We start from the raw sequence: 21,978 nt of genomic DNA, 5'->3' as shown, positions 1-21,978 counted from the left end.
TGACGCGCACGCCCGCTGATTCACGAGTGTCGAGGCGCCCCTCACTGGGGATGTCCCCCGCGTGCACTTCGCTTTGGCAAGCATTAGCGCTCCCGCAAGCCAGCCAGGAGCGAAGCCAGCAATGTTCAATCACAACAAACGACTCCAGTACACCGTCCGCGTCAGCGAGTCCAACCCCGGATTGGCCAATCTGATGCTCGAGCAGTTCGGCGGTCCCCAGGGCGAACTCGCGGCCGCCATGCGTTATTTCACGCAGGCCCTCGCCGAGGAGGATCCGGGCCGGAAGGACATGCTCCTGGACATCGCCACGGAGGAGCTGAGCCACCTCGAGGTCATCGGCTCGATCATCGCCATGCTCAACCGCGGGGCCAAGGGCCTGCTCGCGGAGACGATCGACCAGCAGGCCGAGATGTATCGCGCGCTGCAGGGCGCCGGCAATGACAGCCATGTGACGCAGATCCTCTACGGTGGCGGCCCCGCGCTGGTCAACTCCGCCGGCCAGCTCTGGAACGCGGGCTACATCGACACCATTGGCGAACCCACCGCCGACCTGCGATCGAATATCGCAGCCGAGGCGCGCGCGAAGATCGTCTACGAGCGGCTGATCAATGTCACTGAAGATCCGGGCGTCCGCGACGCGCTGACCTTCCTGATGACGCGCGAGGTCGCGCACCAGAAGTCATTCGAGAAGGCGCTCTACTCGATGGACAAGAGCTTCCCGCCGGGCAAGCTGCCGGGCGATCCGCGCTTCACGGATGTCTACGTCAACACGTCCCGCGGCGAGGGCGACACCACGGGCCCGTGGTGCGAGGGCAAGGGCTTCAGCAAGGTCATCACGCCGACCGAGGACTCCCTCCCCGTCGACGGCGGCGATGGTCACTGCGAGGTCGGTTTGTCGGCGGAGGAACAGACGGCCGTCGACGCGTTCATCCTGCGCGGCAAGTCGGATCCCACGCGCGACCCGGTGACGGGCGCGGACCTGGGGACACTGCAGCAGGAAGCGACGCGGTAGGCGATCACGATGGACCGTGGGAAGCGCGCCAGCGCGCTTCCCACACATCACGCTTCCCACGTCAGGTTGGCCCCGCATAGCCGGGGTCGCTCGCCTGGGCTTCGCGCTTCTGGCGGTGCTCGCAGGCTTCGTGGCCGCAGCCGCACGGCCCTTCCATGCCCTCGCCTGCCGCCTTTTCGCAGTGCTCGCAACAGTAGGCGCTCGAATCCATCACCGTGCATTCGCACGGCGCGTGTCCACAGCGGTACCCGTTATCGGACATGACGTGCCTCCTCTGACGTATCTTGGGGTCCGCAAAGGCTGCCGAGCACCGCGTGAAGCCGCTGTTCGGCGGACGTGGCGGCGGACGTCCTTCGGCAGATGTGGATGTCGTCGACCACGGTGTCCACCGCGAAACCCGCGGAACGGACCATCGCGCGCAAGGCGGGTGGGTTTGGTAGCCACCAGTTCGTCGGATCGCCGGCGAGTTCGTGCTCGATGAAGGCCAGCTTGGGCCACGCATCCTCGCGCAGGCGGTCACGACCGAGGTAGCCGGGATCGGACGTATCCAGGTCGTCGGCGGATCCACCGGTGGCGAGGCTCTGGAACAGGAGCAGGCCCGAACTCATCGAAGCGGCGAGGTCCAGCCCCAGCAAGGGATAACGCAGGTGGTAGAAAACGCCGAGGAACAGGACGATGTCGTACGCGTCACCCGAGCCGGCGAGTCCGTACACGTCGCCTTCCTTCAGCACCAGCCGATCGCCGAGATCGAACTGTTCCGCCGCCCAGGCGGCTTGTCGCAGGTAATGGGCGTCGTGGTCGATCGCCGTCACGTGCGCGCCCCGCCGCGCCAGTTCGATGGCGAAGTAGCCAGCGTTGCAGCCGATGTCGAGCACCCGCTTGTCCGCCAGGTTGGATGGAAGATGCGGTGCCAGCGCCGCGCACTTGTACGCGGGATAGTCACCGAGCGGATGGTCGGGTGCCGTCTGCCGCCCGTCGGGGAGGTGCAGGTTGTGGAACCACGGGCCCAGCGCGTGGATGTCTTCCATCGACGCGTCGTGGCGCAGGGGGTGCGATTGCAGGGTCTTCAGGCTGGACATGGGCACACCTAGGCTGTGGCAGGAAGATCCGTTACCGACGCGGCCGCGGAAGCGATGAGGGACGGCAGTTCGCGCGCGCGGTGCGCCGCCGTGTGCTCCGCCATCACTCGTTCCCGCGCCCGCCGCCCCATCGCCTCGCGTTCCGCGTCCGGCATGTGCATGAGCACGTCGAGTACCTCGTCGGTGTCCCGCACCAGCACGATCTCGCTCCCTGGCTCGAACAGCGAATCGATGCCGTCCCACACGTCCGAGACGATGGCCGTCCCGCAGGCGGCGGCCTCGAACAGGCGCACGCTGGGCGACCATCCAGCGCGGATCATGTCGTCTCGCGTCACGTTGAGCGTGAAGCGCTGAGCGTTGTAGAACGCACGATGCTCGGCGGGTGGTACGTGATCGGTGCGCATGACGTTGGACGGCCACTCGACGGTCGACGGATACATCGGTCCGGCCACCGCGAACCGGCCTTCCGTCCAGCGGCGCGCCGGCGCGATCAGCAGCGACTCGACGCGAGGCTGGCGGTCGTCGCTGTACGTGCCGAGGTAGCCGAGGTCCCAGCGGGTGGCGGTGGGCTCCGGGAAATACGCTTCCGGATCGAACGCGCAATAGAACGCGTGCGCGTGCCGCGCGCCATAGTCGTCGCGCAGCCTCGCCAGCGTCGGGCCGCCCGTGAATGACAGGTACAGGTCGTACGCCGGGATCTGCCGGGGGGCCAGGTAGGCGTGGTCGCCCTCCGCGAGCTTCGCCAGTGTCACGGGCGTATCGATATCGTAGAACCCCGTAACGCCTCCCGCGGTCTGGCGCACCCAGTCGCCCACCTGCTGCCCGTCCGGCACATAGGAACCGACGATGACCGCGTCGGCCCTGCGCGCGAGACCCGCGAAACGGGCGCGCAAGTCATCCAGGGACGCATACAGCTCGGTAGTTCCGTAAGGCGGTTCGGGAAGGTCGCGGTGCATCGCGTACCACGGCACGTCGCGCTCGAGGAAGGTGACACGGTGGCCCTGCCTCGCCAGTTCGCGCAGCAGGCCCCGATACGTGGTCGCGTGACCGTTGCCCCAGGACGACGTGATCGACAGGCCGATGAAAACGATATCCATGCCGTCGCTCCTCATGCCACCGCCGCATGCGCGGACGCCGTCGGAGCGCGTCCCGTCAGCAGCGCCTCGATCTGTCGCGCGCGGTGTGCGTACGTGTGCTCGGCGAGCACGCGACGCAAGGCCGCGCTGCCGATCGCCCTTGCCCGCTCGTCACTTAGTTCGTCCAGGTGGGCGGCTACGCCGTCGCCACCCTCGGCCACCAGCACTTCCTTCCCCGGCTCCAGGAATAGCTCGATGCCTTCCCAGGCATCGGTGATGAGGCAGGCGCCGGCACCCGCGGCTTCGAAAACGCGCGTGGCCGGCGAGAAGCCGTAGCGCGCCATCGAGTCGCGGCTGATGTTGAGCACCGCGCGAGGCGAGACGTTGAAGGCGTTATGGTCGCGCGTATAGACGTGGCCGACATAGGACACGTTCGCTGGCATGCGCTTATCTTCCCAGCCGCTGCCGCCAAGCAGGAATCGCTTGTCCGGCCTCGCCTCCGCGGCGGCGAGGAAGAAGCGCTCCACGCGCGCCTCGCGATCAGGCAAACGATTGCCGAGGAAGCCGAGGTCGGCGGCGAACTCCAGGCGATGCGGTACCGGATGGTGCGTATGGGGGTCGAGCGCGTTGTAGACCGGCTCGCAATGCCGCGCACCCAACGCCGTGTAGGCGTCGACGACCGGCTTGCCACCGCCGTAGGTACAGATGAGATCGAAGCGTCGGATGAGGCGGCGGAAAGGATTGGCCGGGTCCGCGTGCACGCTGTCGAGCGTGGCAGGCGCGTCCACGTCCCAGAAGATAACGATGTTGCCGGGCCGCTTGAGGCTGAGGACGCCCTCCTCGAGCGTCCGGTCGAGCACGCCGACGCCGCTCGTCTTCACGATCACATCGGCCGATGCGGCGTCGTCGAGCATGGCGTGGGTGGCATCGGTGGTCGCGGGATAGACGACTACCTTTGCCCAATCCGGATCGTCCATGTCCCGATGCGCCTGTCGGCCATAGGCATCGGGTTCGTAAAAGGTGACTTGGTGGCCGAGTTCGTGCAGGTGCCGGATCAGGCCACGGTAGTACGTGGCGGCACCATTCCAATAGGCCGAAACCAGGCTCGATCCGAAGAAGGCGAACTTCATGCGTAAATCCTCGCGGTGGGAACCGGCGCCAGGACGCCGTGGATGTCCAGCAGTTGGTCGACGCGGTGGGCGCAGGTATGGCGCTCGCGGATGCGTTCGAGGCCGTTCGCTGCGAGCGAGCGCGCCAGGTCCTCGTCTTCGCATAGCGCCCGCATGTGCTTGCGCATCTCCTCCCCGTCACGTGCCACGAGGAAGTCCGTGCCGGGACGGAACAATCCCTCGACGTCGTCCCACGGTGCGCTGATGAGGGGAATGCCGCAGGCCAACGCCTCGAACGGCCGAATCGTGGGTATGCCCGGGAGGGCTCGCACGTACGGCCCACGTGGCACGTGCACCGTGAAGCGATGCGCTGCGAAGACCGCCGGTGCGGCGAAATTCGGCAGCCAGCCGCGGTAGTCGAGGCGGGTGCGACGCAAGGCGTCGAGCGCGTCCTCCGGGTAACGGACGCCGTGGATCGTGCCGTCCAGGTCGAGGTCGCGCGCCGGGTCGACGAGGAACTCGCGCAGTTCCGCGCTGCGCTCTCCGTCGCCCCAGTTGCCGATCCAGACAAGGGCATGCTGCCGCTCCACCCCGTCCATGGGACGGAACACGCGAACATCCGCCGCCTCGTGCCAGGTCCAGGCCTGCGCGGCCCAGCCACGCCGCAGGTACATGTGCCGGATCACCTCGCCGAAGGCCAGCACGCCGTCGTAGTGACGAAGGTCGTAAGCCGCCATCGCCCCCGGATCGCTCACCGCGCGGTGGTGCGTGTCGTGGAACAGCAGCCGGTAGCGCGGGTGGTCGCGCCGATGCGTGCCGATGCGCGCGACCAGTTCGTGACTGTTCCACTCGTGCACGAGGACGAGCGTCGCCTCGTCGAGTACCGCGTCGAGGTCGAGCGTATCCAGGTCGTAGGCGTGGCTCTCCAGATCCGGGTAAGCGCGGTGGAACGCCTCGATCGGGCCACTGCCCTGCTCCGCCAACAAAGACTGCACGCTCCAGGCATCCCGCGGTTCGTAGATGCTCACCTCGATCCCGCGCGACAACAGTTCGCTCGCCACGCCACGCAGGAAGTGTGCATTGCCGTGGTTCCAGTCGGAGACCAGCGAGTGGTAGAACATCACGACGCGCATGGCTTCTTGTCCTCCTTTGCCAGTTGCCTATAAGTGTCGCGCCAGCGCGCGACCATCCGTTCCGCCGTGTACCGCCGCGCATGCCTGCGTGCGCGCACGCCGCGCGAATGCAACGCGCGGCGATCGCTGGAAAGGGCATTGATCGCCTCGGCGATCGCCGCCGGATCGTCGGGCGGTACATAGGACGCCGTGTCTTCCCACAACTCCCGCAGCGAGGGGATGTCGCCAAGGACGAGAGCGCAGCCCGCGAAGGCCGCCTCCAGCACGGAGAGGCCGAAGGGTTCGTAGCGCGCCGGCAAGACATAGATCGCAGCGTGGGCGAATTGGCTGGCCATGCTCCCTTCGCCCAGGGCACCGAGGAGTTCCACGTGGTCGAAGCGGGCGTTGCCTCCTTCCGGATGGCGCGTGTCGCCGGCGACACGAATGGGCCAGCGGGTCATGGGGGCGGCGGCGTCGAGGGCGGCGACGTTCTTGGCCTCGTCCCATGCGCGTGCCGCGCACAACACGAAAGGCTGCTTTCGCGCGGCGGGAAACGCGTCGGGCCGTCGGCCGTTGTGCACGACGGCCACCTTGTCCAGCGTGCCGTAGATGCGTTGGAGGTCGTCGAGCATGCTGCGCGTGGGCGCGACGACGAGGGTCGCGCCCGCCAGGCCGTCGGCCACCCGGCGCCGGTAATCGTCCCACTCACTGCCGGGCAAGGCGCCCCGGACATACTCGTGCCACGTCGCCACGCAAGAGTGCGCGACGACGACACAAGGCGCCGGCCACGGCAGGGCACCGTGGCAGAAGTGGTTCAAGTGCACGACATCCGGTGCGAAATCCGTCGCGAGGTCGAGCAGCCACCGTCCGGCGGCCTCCTGGTTCTCGTCATTCGCCTCCCGCATCCATTCCAGCGGATAGTCGGCGTGGGCAAGGCGAAGGCCGGGCACGCGCTGCGCCGCCCGCAGGCGACCGCCGTCCGGCGGTGGTCCCAGCACGGCCAGCAACACCTCGATGCCGTGACGCACGAGGCCCTCCGCCAGTTCGAGCGCGAAAGTCCAGACGCCGCCGACCGCGTCGGCGCTCATCATGACGCGGCGGACAGCCATGACCACTCACCGACAGCCTGCTCGTTGCCCTCGTCCATGCCGCGATAGCTGCGCAGCCACCGGTACAAGCGCTCCACGCCTTCGCGTGCATCCACGGTGGCGCGCCATCCCGTGGCCTCGGTGAATCGGCGGGTGTCGGAAACGTAGTAGCGTTGGTCGCCGGGCCGCCAATCCGACCAGCTCACGTCGGGACGGCACCCGGTGAGATCCTCGATCCAGTCGAGCAGCTGCAACAGGCTGATCGTGTTGGACGGGCCGCCACCCAGGTTGAAGGCGCGGCCGCTCAGCTCGCCCATGCGTCGGGCGGCGAGGAGATAGGCATCTACGACGTCGTCGACGAAGAGGATGTCGCGCACCTGCATGCCGTCGCCGTACAGCGTGATCGGCTTGCCTTCGATCGCACGGATGAGGAAGTGCGCCACCCAGCCCTGGTCCTCGGTACCGAATTGCCGGGGCCCATAGATGCAACTCATGCGAAACACCACCGATGGAACACCCATGCAGCGGGCGTAATCCACGATGTACTGGTCCGCGCCGCCTTTCGAGCACCCGTACGGGCTGTGGAAGTCGAGCTTGCGCGACTCGCCGACACCATGCGTGAGCCATTCACGGTCCACCGGCTGGTACCGACGATCGACCACCTCCAGCGCGATGTCCTCCAGTCCACCGTAGACCTTGTTGGTCGAGGCGAAGATAACCGGCGGCACGCGTGGCTGACGGCGAGCGGCCTCGAGCACGTTCACGGCACCGCCGAGATTGATGTCGAAATCGGTGACGGGGTCATCGAGGCTGGACGTGACCGCGACCTGGCCGGCGAGGTGGAAAATCTCGCTGGCACCCTGGAGTACCTCGGCGAGGTGGTGCCGGTCACGCACATCGCAGGGCGAGAACTCGATGAGCTCGCCGTGGCGCTCGCGCAACCAGGCGAGATTGTCTTCCACCCCCGGGCGCGCAAGACCATCCACGATGCGCACGCGCTTGCCCGCACCGGCGAGGCGGTCGGCGATATTGGAACCGATGAAGCCGGCGCCGCCGGTGACGACCGATACCGGTGCGTCGCGACGCAGGCGCGTGGGCCACCGGGCGGCTTCGCGCACGCCATCCAGCCCATGCGTGGCCCACAGGCGGTATAGCAGCTTCGGCTGGCCGTCCGCGCGCTTGATGCCGAAGTGGTAGTCGCGCTCGTCATTGTGGAAGCCGGCCTGCGAAGGCCGGTCGGCGGCCAGGTCGCGCAGCGACAGCAGGTAGGCCCTCGTCACGGGAAGCCGACCGGCCTCCGCCACCACGCGCACCTGTTCGAACTCGTCGTGGCGCCAGGTGGAATAGCCGGTTTCGGTAAGCCAGAGCTCGGCGGGGTGATCGTGGGCGCGCAGCACGTCCGCGACGCGCTGCACACGTTGTTCCCACGGCTCGCCGGGCATGTCGTAGCTGCCGGGAAAACCGTGCACGCCGACGACGTCGATATACGGCATGAGTCCGTTGTCGAACATCGTCTCGAGCCAGTTCGGATCGATCGGCGACATGCCGCCGAGCACGGTCTTCTTTCCGCGCTGGCGCGCCCAGTGCGCCGCATTGCCGACCATCTCGCAGAATTTTCCCCAGCCGCGATCGAGACCGTAGTTCCACTCGATGAGGTTGTTCGCCTCGTTCCACAGCTCGACGTACTCGAAATGCTCGCCGTAACGGGTGATGCAGACGTCCAGGAAATCCGCGTAATCCTTCAGGCGACGCGGTGGCGAGGCGGTGCTGGGCGTCTCGCCCAGGGACGGGGGCGTGTAGAGGAAGCACGGCAGCAGCTCGAAGTGCTCGGCGAGCGCCGGCACCAGCCAGTCGTACCACTCGGGGCCCCCATCGCGGAGGAAGTCGGCCCAGGAGATGCCGAAGCGAAGGTGGCGCACGCCGAGCTCGCGCAATTCCTCGATGGCCGCCTCGGCCAGCGCGCGGTCGCCCATCCAGAACCATTCCAGCACGCCCATCGCCGGCGCTTCGTCGCGACCCGGCGCCACCGCGCCGAGGTGTCGTTGGTTGGCGGCGCTCATAGCGTCAATCCCCGGCGATGCAGCTCCGCGCTCGCTTCGACGACGCGATCGACGGCGGTGGCGGTGCCCAGCCACTCCACGAGCTCGGCCAGGCCGTCCTCGATGCCGACCTGTGGGCGGTAACCGATGAGCCGTTCGGCGAGGCCGATGTCCGCGACGCAATGACGGATGTCGCCGACGCGGTACTTGCCGGTCACCTCCGGGGCGATGCGGTGGCCCGTGGCCTCGCCAAGCCGACGCGCGATCTCCAGGATCGTGTACGAATGACCGCTGCCGACGTTGACCACCGCGCCCGCGGCCGCCGGTGTGTCATAGGCAAGACGACAGGCACGCGCGACGTCACGCACGTTCACGAAGTCTCGCTGCTGCAAACCATCTTCGAAAATGCTCGGCGGATTGCCGTTCAACAGGCGCGCGGCGAAAATGGCGAGCACGCCGGTGTAGGGGTTGGAGAGTGCCTGGCGAGGGCCGTAGACGTTGAAGAAACGCATCGCCGTGGTGGGGATGCCGTACGCCTCGCCGATCATCAGGCAGAGACGTTCCTGGTCGTACTTCGAGAGCGCGTAAACCGAGGACAAGTCGGGCTGTTTTTCCTCCGCCGTCGGCACCGGGACCAGCGGCTGGCCGTCGTCGCCACGCAACTCCCAATCGCCGCGCTGGAGCTGCGCGCGGTCGCGGCGCCGTCCGGACAGGCGACGACCCGTGGCGTCGGCGTACATGCCCTCGCCGTAGATGCTCATGCTCGATGCGACAACCAGGCGTTCCACGGGACGCTCGATCAGGGCCTCGAGCAGCACGGCCGTGCCCAGGTTGTTGATCGACGTGTAGCCGGCAACCTCGTACATGCTCTGGCCCACGCCGACCGACGCGGCGAGGTGGTAGACGCCATCGACGCCGTCGAGTGCCTTGCGCACCGCTTCGGGATCGCGCACGTCGCCCTGCAGCAGTTCGACCTCGTCGTCGAGGTAGGGCGGGCGCGCGCCTTCGGGACCGTGCACTTGCGGCGCGAGGAGGTCCAACGCGCGAACGCGGTGCCCTTCCGCGAGCAACTGGTCCGCGAGCCACGAGCCGATGAAACCGGCGCCGCCGGTGATGAGAATGGTCTTGCTCATTCGACATGCTCTCCCTTCGCAGGAAGAGTCAGCTTCCACGCGCAGACGGACAGGAGGAGTGAATTCGACTGTCGTCGCCGATGACATTCCTTAACGTGCGCGAGGCGCTCAGCAACGTGTTCGGACGGCCATCGGCTATTCACCCCTCCCGCACGATTGGCCTTCCATTCTGAAAGCGTTCGACTTCCCTGCCGCCGTCCGACGCTTGCGAGGCCGCTCGCGAGGACGCTGGTCTCGTCGTCTCGTTCCACGCCAGATGAGGATACAGTCATGGCAAAGGCAACACCGCTGGAAGGGGCTGGTTCGCCGCCCTCCCCGTCGCTGCACATCGTCGTCGCGGGAGCGGCGGGCTTCGTCGGCAGCCACCTGGTCGATCGCTTCCTCGCGGACGGCCATCGCGTAACGGGAGTGGACGACCTCATCACCGGACGGCGCGCCAACCTTGCCCACCTGGAAGGACATCCGCGCTTCCGCCTCATCGAGCACGACGTGGCGAAGCCGTTCGAGATGGCCTCCAAGGTCGACTGGGTGATGCACCTGGCCAGCCCCGCCTCGCCACCGAAGTACCAGAAGTGGCCGATCGAGACGCTCGAGGCCAACAGCTACGGCACGCACAACCTGCTTCGGCTCGCCCAGACGCACGGCGCGAAGTTCCTCCTTGCGAGCACAAGTGAGGTGTACGGCGATCCGATCCATCACCCGCAACAGGAAGACGACTGGGGAAACGTCAATCCGAACGGCCCCCGCAGCATGTACGACGAAGGCAAGCGCTACGCCGAGGCGGCCACCATGGCCTTCCACCGACACCACGGCCTCCCGGTGCGGATCATCCGCATCTTCAACACCTACGGGCCGCGAATGGACGCGCACGACGGGCGCATCGTCACCAACTTCATCTGCCAGGCGCTGGCGGGTGAACCGCTCACGGTGTTCGGCACCGGTCAGCAGACACGGAGCTTGCAATACGTCTCCGACCTCGTCGAAGGTATCGTCCGCTACATGGACTGCGACCACTGCGGACCGATGAACCTCGGCAACCCGGTCGAGCGCTCGGTGAAGGAAATCGCCGAACTCATCATCGAGCTCACAGGCAGCTCGTCGACCCTCGCCTTCCGCGACTTGCCGGAAAACGATCCGCAACGCCGGCGTCCCGACATCTCGCGCGCGAAGGCGTTGCTCGGCTGGAGTCCCAAGGTCTCGGCGGAGGACGGCCTCGCCCTGACCATCGAGGCTTTCCGCCGCGAACTGTTCCCCGCCCGCAAGCGGCGCGTACGCGGCGGCGCGACCCTGAACGCGGCGGCGAGCGCCTGAACAGACAGCGATGTAGGAGCCGCTATAGCGGCTCCTACGGGTGTGCGCCCTTTTGATCAGGCGTAGAAGCGATCGAGTACCTGCGCCAGCGTCACCAGTGAGTCGGCTTCGGTGTCGTAGCTAGGCGACTCCAATACCTGCCCCGCCCAGGCGACCGCGGCCCTGCCGCCCCACGCGTCCGGCGGTGAAGCCAGCACGCTGCGCTGCCTGCCGTCGAAGCGTTCAAGCATGAAGTCATAGAACGAGCCTTCCACGTTGCGCAGGCCGATCCCTCCGCCTGTGCCGTAGATACGCAATCCGATTTCCGCGTCGGTGCCGACGGGAAGGTTCCATGAGCAGGCCACATCGACGACGACGCCGCCTTCGAGGTCGATGCGGGCCGTCGCATAGTCCTCGACGGCATCCGGCGCCTCGCGCAACGGCACGCCACGCACGAAGCAACGGCTGTCCACGCCGGTGACGGCGGGCTCGCCAAGCAGCCACAGCGCCAGGTCGACGAGGTGTATTCCGAGGTCGATGACGCAGCCGCCACCCGAATGCGCGCGGTCGTAGAACCATGGCTTGCCAGGCCCGTACGCATTGTGGAAGACCGCTTCCGCGGCATAGATGCGACCCAGTTCCCCGCTGCGGAGGATCTCGCGCACCTGCGCCATGCCGGCCAGGTGCCGATAACTGAGGTCGACACCGAGGCGGCGGTCCACCTTCTTCGCCGCATCCACCACCGCCGTGACTTCCTCGGCGTTTCGACCCAGCGGCTTCTGGCAGAACACGGGAAGGCCACGCTCGAGCGCCACGATCGACTGCGACGCATGCCCCGCGCTCGGCGTGGCGATCACCACGCCGTCGAGTTCAAGCAATAGGAGTTCCTCGAACGAAGCGCAGACCACGGCGTCCGGCGCGAGGGCGCGCGCCTCGGCAACGCAGGCCTCGTCGAGGTCGAGGATGCCGACCGCCTCGGCGAGGCCCGAGTCCAACAGTGCCTGCATGCGATGCCTGCCGATCCAGCCGACGCCCGCGAAACCCAGCTTCAACTTGCGTGTCATGCCGTCTCCTCCATCAGCAGCACGGCCTTGGTGAATCCGTCCGGCCGGTCGCGCACTGCCGCCAGCGCCGCCCCGGCATCGGTCAACGGGAAGCGATGACTGACCAGCAGCGACAGGTGGAGGCGTCCATCCAGTACCGCATCCACCGCCAGGCGAATACCATCCGTCGCGATGGCAGGATCGCGCTCATGCGCATTGACGACATCGATGCCGCGCCAGTTCCAGAGTTGCACGTTGACCTGGCGCAGGCCGTCCTGGTGGAAACCGGCGATGACCAACCGGCCACGCACACCCGTGAATTCGCCGGCCAGGTCGAGCGGCCACGGCTTACCGGTGCACTCGATGACGCGATCGCAGAACGCACCGTTGGTGAGCGTCTCCATCTGTCCGATCACCGTCGCGTGATCGTGCATCGGCAAGGTCTGCGCGGCGCCGCAGCGGCGGGCGAGATCGAGCGCGGACTCGGAGCGCGCTACCGCCACCACCCGCGCCCCCGCCTTCGCGCAAAGCTGGATCAGCGCGGCACCCAGGAACCCGACGCCGACGATGGCCACGGTGTGTTCGGGACGCACGTCCGCGCGCCGGAAGATGTTCATCGCGCAGCCCAGTGCCTCGCCCGGAAACGGCTGTCCATCCAGCGCGGGAGGAAGGGGCACCACGTGCGCCGACTCGGCCACGTCGTAGTCCGCATAGGCGCGATACGACAGCGCGGCCACGCGCTGGCCCGGGACGAAGTCCGTCACGGCGTCGCCGACCGCGTCGACGACGCCCCAGCCTTCGTGTCCGAGGTCGCCCGCGGGCATCGGATAGGAGAACCACTCCCGACCTTCGAAAGCCGGCAGGTTCGAGGCACACAGGCCGCTCCCCTGCAGGCGGATGCGCACCTGGGTCGGCCCGGGCCGCGGCACTGCCACGTCCTCGATGCGAACCTCGCCGGGCGCCGCCAGTACGGCGGCCCGCATGGTCTCCGGGTTAGAGCCGGTCATCGTTCCTCCTTCGGTCACGTGATGGGTTCGGGATGTCTCATGGCGCGTCAGCCGAGTCCGCGCGCCCACAGCACGACAAGCGCGGCGGTGGTCAGGCCCGTGACGGCGGTCGTGGTCCAGCCGAGGACACGGGTGAGACGGCCATTGGCGCGGTCCCCCATCATCCGCCTGTCGTTCGTCATGAGCATGATCAGGAAAAGAAGTGGAGGAACCGAGAAGCCCTGGACGATGCCGGACCAAACCAGCGCCCGCATCGGATTGAAGCCGAGCAGGTTCAGCGCGATCGCGGCCACCGTGACCACGAAGATGGTGCCGTAGAAGAGCGGCGCCTGTGCCGGCGCATGGTGGAGGCTGCCCGGCTTGCCGAGCACCTGCACGAGATCGTAAGCCGCACCGGTGGTCATCACGGGAATCGCGAGGAACCCGACGCCGATGACACCCAACGCGAAGAGCCACCGGGCTGCGGAACCGGCGATCGGCTCGAGTGCCTTCGCCGCCTGGGCCGCACTGTCGATGTCGTGCTGCCCCGTTGCGTGGAGCGTGGCCCCCGTCGACATGATGATGAAGTACAGCACGATGTTCGAGAACGCCACGCCTGCGATGACATCACGCCGTACCAGCGCCATCGACGTGCGAGAGGCGCCCTTGTGTTCCCATGGCGCCGGATCCCCGGCCGCGATGCGCTCCTCCACTTCCTGGTTCGACTGCCAGGTATAGACGTACGCCGATAGCGACGTGCCGATGCAGGCGACGAGCATCCCCACGAAGCCCGCGTCCCACCGCACCGACGGCATGAGCGTGCCGCGCAGCACGTCGCGCAGGTCCGGTCGCGCCATGATCGCCGCCCCCACGTAGGCAAACAGGACCAGGGCCAGCCAGCGGAAAATGCGCCGCAGCAACTCGTAGGAGCCGAGTACCTGGAGGCCGGTGACCGCGGCGGCCACGGCGACCACGTGGACCCACACAGGCACCGGCAAGAGCAGGTTCAAGGCAGCGCCGACACCGCCGAGGTTTGCCGCCGCCTCGATCACGTTCCCCGCGATGGCCAGCACCGCCATGGGATAGACGACCCTGCGCGGGAAGCGGTCCAGCAACGCCGCGAAAAGGCCCTTTCCATAGACGCGACCCAGCTTCGCCGAGACGTACATCACCACGTACATCATCGGCAGCAGGACGGGAGCGATCCACAAGGCGCCAAGGCCGTATCGCGCGCCTGTGCTCGCGTACGTGCCGATGGCCGACGGGTCATCGTCCGCGGCCCCGGTGACGACGCCACTGCCGAGCCACCTCATGCGGCCTTGCTTGCTGGCAGCGGCCTTTTCCATGTCGGCCGCGCGCGGGCTCATGAGGGTCTCGCTCGGGAAAGGAGCGACGATGATGTGGAAGCGTTGCCCCGTCGCTCGCACGGCATCCGTGAAGGTCCCCGGACGAACCTAAACGAAACGGGAGTCCGGGCACCGACGCGCCCTTGACTACTTCGTCACGACGCACGCCTCACTTTAAGGTTTTCCCGACCTGTTTTCTCGCCACGCCAACACACCTCATGCCTCAAAACACCTTGCTCATCCTGGACGATGACCGTTCCTTCGCGGAGAGGGCGAGCGAGTTCGCTCGCGAGGTGGGATTCGAGGCCCATCCCGTCATGACGCTGGGGGAGGCGGTGGAAGCGGCTTCCAGCCGCCGCTTCGATTGCGCGCTCGTGGACATCGGCTTGCCGGACGGCTGTGGGCTCGAGCTGCTCTCGGAGCCGCGCCTGGTCGAGACGCGCAAGATCGTCATGAGCGGCAACGCCGCGCTGGCGAAATGGGCCGGCAAGAGCGTGCCGGGGACACTGGGCGTGCTGACGAAGCCATTTCGCTTCTCGGCCTTCCGGGAGTTGCTGGCGAAGTCGCCCCTGTCCCGCGACGACGCCGCGGCGACGTCGCGATCTAACCTCCTGGGCGACTCGCCGGCCATGCGGGCGACCCTGGACGAGCTGCACGCCGTGGCGGCGAGTCGCTTTCCGCTCCTGATCCATGGCGAAAGCGGCACGGGAAAGGAGCTGGCCGCGCGCCTGGTGCACGCACGGAGCGGGCGCAGCGGGCGGTTCCTCGCCATCAACTGTGCGGCACTCTCCTCCGACCTGCTTGCCAGCCAGCTCTTCGGCCACCAGCGCGGCAGTTTCACGGGCGCGGTGGAAACCCACGCGGGACTGATCGCCCAGGCCGACGGCGGCACGCTTTTCCTCGACGAATTGACCGAAGCGGCGCCGGGGGTGCAAGCCGCCCTGCTCCGTTTCCTGGAGTCCGGAGAGATCACGCCACTGGGGAGCCGCTCACCACGACAGGTCGACGTGCGCATCGTCGCCGCCACCAATCTCGTGCCGCGCCGGGCCGTGGCCGAGGGGCGACTGCGCGCCGATCTCTATTTCCGCGTCGCCGGCTATGAGATCCGGATGCCCGGACTGCGCGAGCGTCCGGAAGACGTGGAAGTGATCGCACAGGCGATCCTCGATGAACTGAACGCCGAATACGGCACGTTCCGGCGCTTCGACCGGCATGCCTTCGATGCGGTGCGTCATTACTCGTGGGCAGGAAACGTCCGGGAGCTCAGGCAGGTCGTGCAGCGCGCCTATCTGCAGGGCGGGCCGCTCCTGACCCTGCATCGTCCGGCCGAGTCGGGACTGCCCGGCGCGCCGGCGACGAAGACGCTCGCTGAGGTAGAGCGCGACGTGATCCTCGACACGCTGGCCGCCTGCGGTGGCGACCGCGCCGCAGCAGCCCGGCGCCTCGGCATAAGCACGCGGACCATCTACAACAAACTGGCGAGCTACCGCGGTAGCGTCGCGGCGCCGCTCCGCGCGAGCGATCCGGGGTGACGGACGCGTCAATGGGCAAGCGCATGGCAGATGGAGGACAATCAGGTTCTCGCTTTCCATGGCCGCCCCGATGACGAACACGCTCCCGCCGCACGACCCGGAAACCGATCCGAGTCTTCGCGTGAGCCACCTGGACTTCCCGGTGGTGGGCATCGGTACCTCCGCCGGCGGACTGGCGGCGCTCGGACGGTTTTTCAGCGGCATGCCCGCGGAACCGGGCATGGCTTTCGTGGTGGTCATGCACCTCTCGCCACGGCACGACAGCGTCGCCGACCGCATCCTCCAGCGCTCGACCGGCATGCGCGTCGTGCAGGTCGTCGAGCCCACGCCCTTGCGCAAGAACGAGGTCTACGTGATCTCACCGCGCAAGGGACTGTCGATGACCGACGGCTACCTTCGCCTGGTCGACCTGAAGAAATCGCATGGCCAGCACGTCGCCATCGACTACTTCTTCCGGACCCTCGCGGAAGTCCATAGGGAGCGCGCGCTGGCCGTGGTGCTCACCGGTACCGGTGCCGACGGTTCAGTGGGTATCGCGCGTATCCGCGAGCGCGGCGGCATCACCTTCGCGCAGCACCCCGACGACGCGGAATACGACCAGATGCCGCGGGCCGCCATCGCCACGGGCGCCGTGGACATCGTCCTGCCTGTGGCGGAGCTCCCCGACAGGATCCTGACGCTGGCGCGCAACGCCTCGACCATTCCACTACCGGACGAGGGGGAGTCCGGGGACGACGCCGAAGGAAAGTCGCTGCCCATCGGCAGCGTGGACGAGGACGCCTTCCGCGACGTGATGTCGATCCTGCGCGCCAAGACGGGGCACGATTTCCGGGCCTATAAGCGGGCGACGGTCCTCCGCCGCATCGAGCGCCGGCTGCAGGTCAACGGCCTCAGGACACTGGAGGAGTACCGCCACTTCCTGCACGACCATCCGCATGAGCGCCCGGCCCTGCTCAAGGACATGCTGATCAGCGTCACGAACTTCTTCCGCGACCGCGAAGCGTTCGAATCGCTCGAGCGCAACGTCCTCCCGCACCTGTTCGAGAACCTCGCCGAATCCGACCGGGTGCGCGCATGGAGCGCCGGTTGCGCCACGGGCGAGGAGGCTTATTCGCTCGCCATGCTGCTGACGGAGGCGGCGCCGCCGGAGGTCGCCGTCCAGGTATTCGCTACCGACATCGACGACGACGCCATCGCTTACGCGCGCCAGGGCAGCTATCCCGCCGCCGTGGCCACGGATATCTCGCCGGGGCGGCTCAGCCGCTTCCTCACGCGCGACGATAACTTCTACCAGGTGCCGAAGCCCCTCCGCGAAAAGGTGCTCTTCGCCCGGCACAACGTGCTCCAGGATCCGCCGTTCTCGCGCCTGGACCTGATCTGCTGCCGCAACCTCCTGATCTACCTGAACCGGGATATCCAGGCCCACGTACTGGAGATGTTCCATTTCGCGCTCCGACCTGGCGGCTACCTGTTCCTCGGTAGCTCCGAATCCGCGGACGTCGCCTCGCGCTTCTTCACGCCCGTCGATAAGAAGAACCGCATCTACCGGGCGCAGCCGGAACGGGCAACCGGGCTCTACCTGCGTTCGTCGCCGGGTGGCCGGACCGCGCTCACAGCACAGGCGACGACGGCTCCCGTTGCGCAGGAACGGCGCCTTCCGTCGTTGGGCGATATCCACCGCAAGGCGATGGACGAGCACGCGCCCCCGAGCGTCCTCGTGGACCGCGACGGGCATATCGCCCACATGTCGGAATCCGCCGGGCCTTACTTGCGCATGGCGGGGGGCGCACCGTCCTACCAACTGGTTTCCCTCATCGTGCCCGAGCTGCGACTGGAGCTCCGCACGTCGCTGTTCCAGGCATCGCAGGAGCGCAAGCCCGTCCAGTCGCGTGCCGTGGCGCTGGACCGGGGCGACACGTCGCTCTCCGTCACGATCGAGGTCTGGCCCGTCCGCAATCAGGAAAGCGACGCCGGGTACCAGCTGGTGATCTTCCGCGAGGGTCCCGCGCCGGAGGCGGCGACGAGCGAAACGCAGCAGGAACAAGTCCCCCTCCTCCTCCAGCTGGAGGAAGAACTCAAGCGGGCAAAGGAACAGCTCCAGGCAACGATGGAGGAGTCGGAAAGCTCGAGCGAGGAGTTGCGGGCCTCCAATGAGGAGCTGCAATCGATCAACGAAGAGCTGCGCTCGGCGACCGAGGAACTGGAAACCAGCAAGGAAGAACTCCAGTCGATCAACGAGGAGCTGATCACGGTCAACCACGAGCTGAAGCTCAAGGTGGAAGAAACCGCCAAGGTCAACGACGACCTGCAGAACCTCGTCGCGTCCACCGACATCGCCACGGTGTTCGTCGACCGCGACATGTGCATCAAGCGTTTCACCCCGCGCGCCGCGGACGTGTTCCGCCTCATCTCCGCCGACGTCGGGCGCTCGCTGCTCGACCTGAGCCACAGCCTGGATTACCCGAACCTCGCCGCGGACGCGGAGAGCGCCTTCCAGGCGCTGCGTTCGATCGAGCGGGAAGTCGGCAGCCAGGACGGCCGCTGGTACATCGCCCGCATCCTGCCCTACCGCACGGCGGAGGATCGCATCGAAGGCGCCGTGCTCACCTTCATCGACATTACCCGGCGTCGGGGTGCCGAGGAGGCCGCGCGGAGCAGTGACGAGCGCATGCGTCTGGTCGCGGACAGCGCCACCGACTACGCCATCATCACCACCGACCGGGACGGCTGCATCACCTCGTGGAGCAAGGGCGCCGAGCGCATCTTCGGCTACCAGGCGAGCGAAGTCATCGGCCGTGACGGCGACATCATCTTCACCCCGGAAGACAGGGCGCGCGGTGCATTCCGGCTCGAGATGGAACAGGCCAGGAGGGACGGACGCGCCCACGACGACCGCTGGCACATCCGCGCCGATGGCCGACATATTTTCTGCAGCGGCATCACCACGCCGCTGCAGCACGGCGAGTTCCACGGCTTCGCGAAGATCGCCAGGGACGTCACCCTCGACAAGGAACGCGAGCGCGAGCGCGAGGATCTGCTCCGGGCCGAGAAAGCGTCGAGGCAGCAGGCGCAGAATGCGATCGAAATGAAGGACGAGTACCTCGCGGTCATGTCGCACGAGTTGAAGCATCCGCTCAACCTGATCCTGATGAACGCCGAACTCGTGGCGCGCGCCGCCGCGACGAACGACGATCCGCTGCTCCGGCGCTCCGCCGAGGCGATCCGCAAGACCGTGGAAGGCCAGGCGCAGATCATCGACGACCTGCTCGACCTGTCGCGCCTCAACACCGGCAAGCTCACGCTCAACCTTTCGCCGGTCAACGTGTCCGAATGCATCCGACGCGTGGCGCACGGCATGTCGCAAGACCTCTCCCGTCGCGGCATCACGCTTGAGATGGAACTGCTCACGGACGACGTGGTGTTGCTGGCCGACACCATTCGTATCGAGCAAGTCATCTGGAACCTGCTCAGCAACGCGACGAAATTCTCACGTGAGGGTGGGCACGTGCGCCTCGTACTGGAACGGGACGACGAAGAGGCATCGCTGAGCGTGACTGACGACGGCGTCGGCATGACGCCCGAGGTGGTCGAGCGCGCGTTCGATATGTTCGAGCAGGGCCTGAATCGCCGCAGCCACGCCAGCGCGGGCCTCGGCATCGGCCTGGCCCTGGTCCGGCAGCTGGTGGAACTCCATGGGGGCTCCGTCGCCGCCCACTCCGATGGCCCGGACAAGGGCGCGTCTTTCATGGTCCGGCTGCCACTCCACGATGTCGACGGCGTCTCGCCATCGCCGTCGGAAAACGGGTTCCAAGGGCGCAAGCTCGACCGTCGCCGTATCGTGCTCGTCGACGATTCCGCCGAGTTGCTGGGCCCGTTCACCGAGTTGCTGACCATGGAAGGCGCCGAGGTGTCCGCCGTACAGACAGGCCAGGAAGCACTGGACATTCTGGCGACCGGCAACTACGACACTTTGTTGTCGGATCTCGGCATGCCTGGGATGGACGGCATCGAACTGATCAAGCGCGTCCGCGCGAACGAGAACGCGGCGAACGTGACGGCGCTTGCCCTGACGGGCTTCGGCCGGATGCAGGACGAACGCAAGGCGCTGGAAGCGGGATTCGACGCCCATCTCAGCAAACCCGTGTCGATGAGCGCGCTCCTCTTCGTCCTCGCCAGCGTCACGCGCAAGAAGAAGGCGCGCGGCAAGGGCAAGCCGACCGCTTCGAAACCCCAGAAGCCGGCCTAGGCCGGCTCGCGGGCGAGGGGTAGCGTCAGGAGCGCGATCGCGCCGGGAGCCGTTCCGGACTTCAACCTGCCGCCATGCCTTGCCGCGATCTCGAGTGCCACGCGGAAGTGCAGCGAGCGAGGCGAGTCGAAGGAGGACTCCGCGTCGCCTGCCTCGCCCGTCTCCGCCGCGGTCAAGGACAGCAGGCATTCCTCCTCCGCCTTGGCGGCGATCAGCGTCACCTGGCCACCACCCAGCGTGGTCGCAAGCATGGCCAGGCGCCGCATCAGCGCCGTGAGCGCATGGGCGGGCACCGCCACCCGCGGCGATACGCCGCGATAGCCGACATGCACCGTCTCCTCGCCGAGTTCGACCAGCGCCTCGGCGAGGCACGCCCGCGGATCGCCTTCGCTGGTGCCGTCCTCGGCGATATCCGCCATGGCCGAGAACACCGAGCGGAAGCGCTGCCCGAAGGTTTCGAAATCCCGCAGCAGGGTGCCCACGGCATCGCGCGCCTGTCCGACCTTGCCGCTGCCCAGGTAGTGGTCGATCAATTCGGCCTGCAGAAGCAGGCTTCCCAACGGCGTGCTGAGCGCATGGGCGGCATCGCGGCGAAACGCGGCCTCGCCGATGCTGACCGCGTTGTCCGTGTTATCCACCGCTGGGATCGAGTTCGACCTTGATCCAGCCGGGTTGCCGCCGGTCGAAGGCTTCGTATGCATCGAGCACATGGGACAAGGACTCCCGCTGGGTGAGTATCCGCGTCGGCTGCACATCCCCCGCGCGCACGCGCTCGACGAGCATGGGGATGTACTTCCGATGATTGCAGTTTCCCATTCGTACCGTAAGGTTCTTGTTCATCGCGGCACCGATGGGAAACAGGTTGTCGGTGGGAGGATAGACCCCGATGATGGACACGGTACCTGCCTTCGCGACCATCTCCACGGCCCATGCGAGGGCTTGCATCGGCGCATCGCCGGCCTTCCAGTTCGCGCCCTCCTCCCTCGCTTCCGGCGAGGCATCCTTCGCCGTGCCCGGCGCCGGGTTGCCCGCCGCCGGTCCCCCGTGCGCATGCTCGGCGTCGACACCCACGGCATCGATCACCGAATCGACGCCGATGCCGCCCGTGAGCTTCTTCACGCTCTCCACGGGATCTTCCCGGCTGAAGTCGACCGGCTCGGCGCCCTGGTCGCGAGCCATCGACAACCGGTCCTCGTGCTGGTCGATGGCGATCACCCGCCCCGCGCCGAGCAGCCATGCAGACGCGATCGCGAACTGACCCACGGGCCCGCATCCGAGCACGGCGACCGTGTGTCCCGGCTTGATGTTCGCCATATCGGCGCCGAAGTAAGCGGTCGGGAAGATGTCCGAGATCAGGATGGCCTCGTCGTCGCTCACCGAGTCCGGCAACTTCACCAGGTTCACGTGGGCGAACGGCACGCGGACCTTTTCCGCCTGCATGCCGTTCAGGCCGCCTGCTTCTTTCGGACCGCCGTAGAATGCCGTGCCGGGGCCGTTCGGGTTGGCGTTGTCGCACTGCGAGTAGTAGCCCGCGCGGCAGTACGAGCAGTAGCCGCAGGCCACGGTCGAGGGAATGACCACGCGATCCCCGACCTTCAGGTTGCGCACGCCCTCGCCGAGGGATTCCACCACACCGACGCCTTCGTGACCGAGGATCGTGCCCGGCTCCACACCGGCCATCGTGCCGCGAATGAAATGCAGGTCGGTGCCGCAGATGGCGGATGCCGTGAGGCGGACGATCGCATCGGTTTCCGCTTGCAGCGTGGGTTCCGGTACATCGTCGAGTCGAATGTCGCCAAGGCCATGGAATACGACGGCTTTCACTGGGATTGCTCCGTGGTGGACAAGACCCGCTCACCTTAGGGCTCCGCGTGTGAAGGACTTACG

17 protein-coding genes are annotated in these 21,978 nt (G+C 67.1%); 4 read left to right on the top strand and 13 right to left on the bottom strand.

Annotated elements, in window-relative coordinates; translation table 11 throughout:
- Window positions 1-121 precede the first annotated feature (121 nt).
- Entirely contained in the window at window positions 122-1,012 is an 891-nt protein-coding gene (locus ACQKIE_RS03290) for a manganese catalase family protein (protein ID WP_427455733.1), read from the top strand.
- Window positions 1,013-1,073: 61 nt separating this feature from the next.
- Here the strand turns inward: ACQKIE_RS03290 and ACQKIE_RS03285 are convergent, their stop codons facing one another.
- Genes ACQKIE_RS03285 through ACQKIE_RS03250 form a run of 8 tightly spaced genes read right to left on the bottom strand, consistent with a single transcriptional unit; the run spans window position 1,074 to window position 9,648 of the window.
- Window positions 1,074-1,274 (bottom strand): hypothetical protein, encoded by a 201-nt coding sequence (locus tag ACQKIE_RS03285; protein ID WP_427455731.1) that lies wholly within the window; start codon window positions 1,272-1,274, stop codon window positions 1,074-1,076.
- Window positions 1,264-2,091 (bottom strand): methyltransferase domain-containing protein, encoded by an 828-nt coding sequence (locus ACQKIE_RS03280; RefSeq protein ID WP_427455729.1) that lies wholly within the window; start codon window positions 2,089-2,091, stop codon window positions 1,264-1,266. Before ACQKIE_RS03280 ends, ACQKIE_RS03285 begins: the two co-directional genes overlap by 11 nt.
- 8 nt (window positions 2,092-2,099) lie before the next feature.
- On the bottom strand, window positions 2,100-3,188 hold the full coding sequence (locus ACQKIE_RS03275; protein ID WP_427455727.1) for a CgeB family protein: 1,089 nt from the start codon (window positions 3,186-3,188) through the stop codon (window positions 2,100-2,102).
- Window positions 3,189-3,199: 11 nt separating this feature from the next.
- Complete coding sequence (locus ACQKIE_RS03270; protein ID WP_427455725.1) at window positions 3,200-4,297, bottom strand: CgeB family protein; 1,098 nt, start codon at window positions 4,295-4,297, stop codon at window positions 3,200-3,202.
- Window positions 4,294-5,409, bottom strand: coding sequence for a CgeB family protein (locus ACQKIE_RS03265; RefSeq protein ID WP_427455723.1), 1,116 nt, complete (start codon window positions 5,407-5,409; stop codon window positions 4,294-4,296). Before ACQKIE_RS03265 ends, ACQKIE_RS03270 begins: the two co-directional genes overlap by 4 nt.
- Window positions 5,397-6,497, bottom strand: a complete 1,101-nt coding sequence (locus tag ACQKIE_RS03260; RefSeq protein ID WP_427455721.1) for a glycosyltransferase family 4 protein — start codon at window positions 6,495-6,497, stop codon at window positions 5,397-5,399. Before ACQKIE_RS03260 ends, ACQKIE_RS03265 begins: the two co-directional genes overlap by 13 nt.
- Window positions 6,476-8,536, bottom strand: a complete 2,061-nt coding sequence (locus tag ACQKIE_RS03255) for an NAD-dependent epimerase/dehydratase family protein (protein WP_427455719.1) — start codon at window positions 8,534-8,536, stop codon at window positions 6,476-6,478. Before ACQKIE_RS03255 ends, ACQKIE_RS03260 begins: the two co-directional genes overlap by 22 nt.
- Window positions 8,533-9,648, bottom strand: a complete 1,116-nt coding sequence (locus tag ACQKIE_RS03250; RefSeq protein ID WP_427455717.1) for an NAD-dependent epimerase/dehydratase family protein — start codon at window positions 9,646-9,648, stop codon at window positions 8,533-8,535. The genes ACQKIE_RS03255 and ACQKIE_RS03250 overlap by 4 nt, the downstream gene beginning before the upstream one ends.
- Window positions 9,649-9,918: 270 nt before the next feature.
- On the opposite strand from ACQKIE_RS03250, the gene ACQKIE_RS03245 reads away from it, so the two are divergent.
- A complete protein-coding gene (locus tag ACQKIE_RS03245) occupies window positions 9,919-10,959 on the top strand; it encodes a UDP-glucuronic acid decarboxylase family protein (protein ID WP_427455715.1) in 1,041 nt (346 codons plus the stop codon).
- A gap of 56 nt (window positions 10,960-11,015) precedes the next feature.
- Here ACQKIE_RS03245 and ACQKIE_RS03240 read toward each other — a convergent pair whose 3' ends face one another.
- From ACQKIE_RS03240 to ACQKIE_RS03230, 3 genes are read right to left on the bottom strand one after another with little or no spacing between them, the layout of a single operon-like run.
- A complete protein-coding gene (locus ACQKIE_RS03240; protein WP_427455713.1) occupies window positions 11,016-12,002 on the bottom strand; it encodes a Gfo/Idh/MocA family protein in 987 nt (328 codons plus the stop codon).
- Window positions 11,999-12,988 carry an MDR/zinc-dependent alcohol dehydrogenase-like family protein gene (locus ACQKIE_RS03235; RefSeq protein WP_427455711.1) on the bottom strand — a complete coding sequence of 330 codons (990 nt, stop codon included), beginning with the start codon at window positions 12,986-12,988 and terminating at the stop codon, window positions 11,999-12,001. The genes ACQKIE_RS03240 and ACQKIE_RS03235 overlap by 4 nt, the downstream gene beginning before the upstream one ends.
- Window positions 12,989-13,035: 47 nt before the next feature.
- Window positions 13,036-14,334 (bottom strand): NRAMP family divalent metal transporter, encoded by a 1,299-nt coding sequence (locus tag ACQKIE_RS03230; RefSeq protein WP_427455708.1) that lies wholly within the window; start codon window positions 14,332-14,334, stop codon window positions 13,036-13,038.
- A 197-nt stretch (window positions 14,335-14,531) separates the two neighbouring features.
- Here ACQKIE_RS03230 and ACQKIE_RS03225 point away from each other — a divergent pair, with 197 nt between their 5' ends.
- Complete coding sequence (locus tag ACQKIE_RS03225) at window positions 14,532-15,845, top strand: sigma-54-dependent transcriptional regulator (protein ID WP_427455706.1); 1,314 nt, start codon at window positions 14,532-14,534, stop codon at window positions 15,843-15,845.
- A gap of 58 nt (window positions 15,846-15,903) precedes the next feature.
- Complete coding sequence (locus tag ACQKIE_RS03220; RefSeq protein WP_427455704.1) at window positions 15,904-20,091, top strand: CheR family methyltransferase; 4,188 nt, start codon at window positions 15,904-15,906, stop codon at window positions 20,089-20,091.
- On the opposite strand, the gene ACQKIE_RS03215 is transcribed toward ACQKIE_RS03220, so the two are convergent.
- Entirely contained in the window at window positions 20,088-20,729 is a 642-nt protein-coding gene (locus ACQKIE_RS03215) for a hypothetical protein (protein WP_427455702.1), read from the bottom strand. The genes ACQKIE_RS03220 and ACQKIE_RS03215 overlap by 4 nt on opposite strands.
- Entirely contained in the window at window positions 20,722-21,915 is a 1,194-nt protein-coding gene (locus ACQKIE_RS03210) for a zinc-dependent alcohol dehydrogenase (protein WP_427455700.1), read from the bottom strand. The genes ACQKIE_RS03215 and ACQKIE_RS03210 overlap by 8 nt, the downstream gene beginning before the upstream one ends.
- Between the last annotated feature and the right edge of the window lie 63 nt (window positions 21,916-21,978).

The sequence above is a fragment of the Luteibacter sp. NPDC031894 genome (assembly GCF_050273135.1).
Classification (GTDB): Bacteria; Pseudomonadota; Gammaproteobacteria; order Xanthomonadales; family Rhodanobacteraceae; genus Luteibacter.
Note: the sequence above shows the minus strand (reverse complement) of the source record. Positions and strands in the feature narration are given on the sequence as shown.

What these genes read in the sequence shown, in the direction of transcription:
- ACQKIE_RS03290 (WP_427455733.1), top strand. Translation starts at nt 122, where the DNA reads ATGTTCAATCACAACAAACGACTCCAGTACACCGTCCGCGTCAGCGAG.
- ACQKIE_RS03285 (WP_427455731.1), bottom strand. Translation starts at nt 1,274, where the DNA reads ATGTCCGATAACGGGTACCGCTGTGGACACGCGCCGTGCGAATGCACG.
- ACQKIE_RS03280 (WP_427455729.1), bottom strand. Translation starts at nt 2,091, where the DNA reads ATGTCCAGCCTGAAGACCCTGCAATCGCACCCCCTGCGCCACGACGCG.
- ACQKIE_RS03275 (WP_427455727.1), bottom strand. Translation starts at nt 3,188, where the DNA reads ATGGATATCGTTTTCATCGGCCTGTCGATCACGTCGTCCTGGGGCAAC.
- ACQKIE_RS03270 (WP_427455725.1), bottom strand. Translation starts at nt 4,297, where the DNA reads ATGAAGTTCGCCTTCTTCGGATCGAGCCTGGTTTCGGCCTATTGGAAT.
- ACQKIE_RS03265 (WP_427455723.1), bottom strand. Translation starts at nt 5,409, where the DNA reads ATGCGCGTCGTGATGTTCTACCACTCGCTGGTCTCCGACTGGAACCAC.
- ACQKIE_RS03260 (WP_427455721.1), bottom strand. Translation starts at nt 6,497, where the DNA reads ATGGCTGTCCGCCGCGTCATGATGAGCGCCGACGCGGTCGGCGGCGTC.
- ACQKIE_RS03255 (WP_427455719.1), bottom strand. Translation starts at nt 8,536, where the DNA reads ATGAGCGCCGCCAACCAACGACACCTCGGCGCGGTGGCGCCGGGTCGC.
- ACQKIE_RS03250 (WP_427455717.1), bottom strand. Translation starts at nt 9,648, where the DNA reads ATGAGCAAGACCATTCTCATCACCGGCGGCGCCGGTTTCATCGGCTCG.
- ACQKIE_RS03245 (WP_427455715.1), top strand. Translation starts at nt 9,919, where the DNA reads ATGGCAAAGGCAACACCGCTGGAAGGGGCTGGTTCGCCGCCCTCCCCG.
- ACQKIE_RS03240 (WP_427455713.1), bottom strand. Translation starts at nt 12,002, where the DNA reads ATGACACGCAAGTTGAAGCTGGGTTTCGCGGGCGTCGGCTGGATCGGC.
- ACQKIE_RS03235 (WP_427455711.1), bottom strand. Translation starts at nt 12,988, where the DNA reads ATGACCGGCTCTAACCCGGAGACCATGCGGGCCGCCGTACTGGCGGCG.
- ACQKIE_RS03230 (WP_427455708.1), bottom strand. Translation starts at nt 14,334, where the DNA reads ATGAGCCCGCGCGCGGCCGACATGGAAAAGGCCGCTGCCAGCAAGCAA.
- ACQKIE_RS03225 (WP_427455706.1), top strand. Translation starts at nt 14,532, where the DNA reads ATGCCTCAAAACACCTTGCTCATCCTGGACGATGACCGTTCCTTCGCG.
- ACQKIE_RS03220 (WP_427455704.1), top strand. Translation starts at nt 15,904, where the DNA reads ATGGCCGCCCCGATGACGAACACGCTCCCGCCGCACGACCCGGAAACC.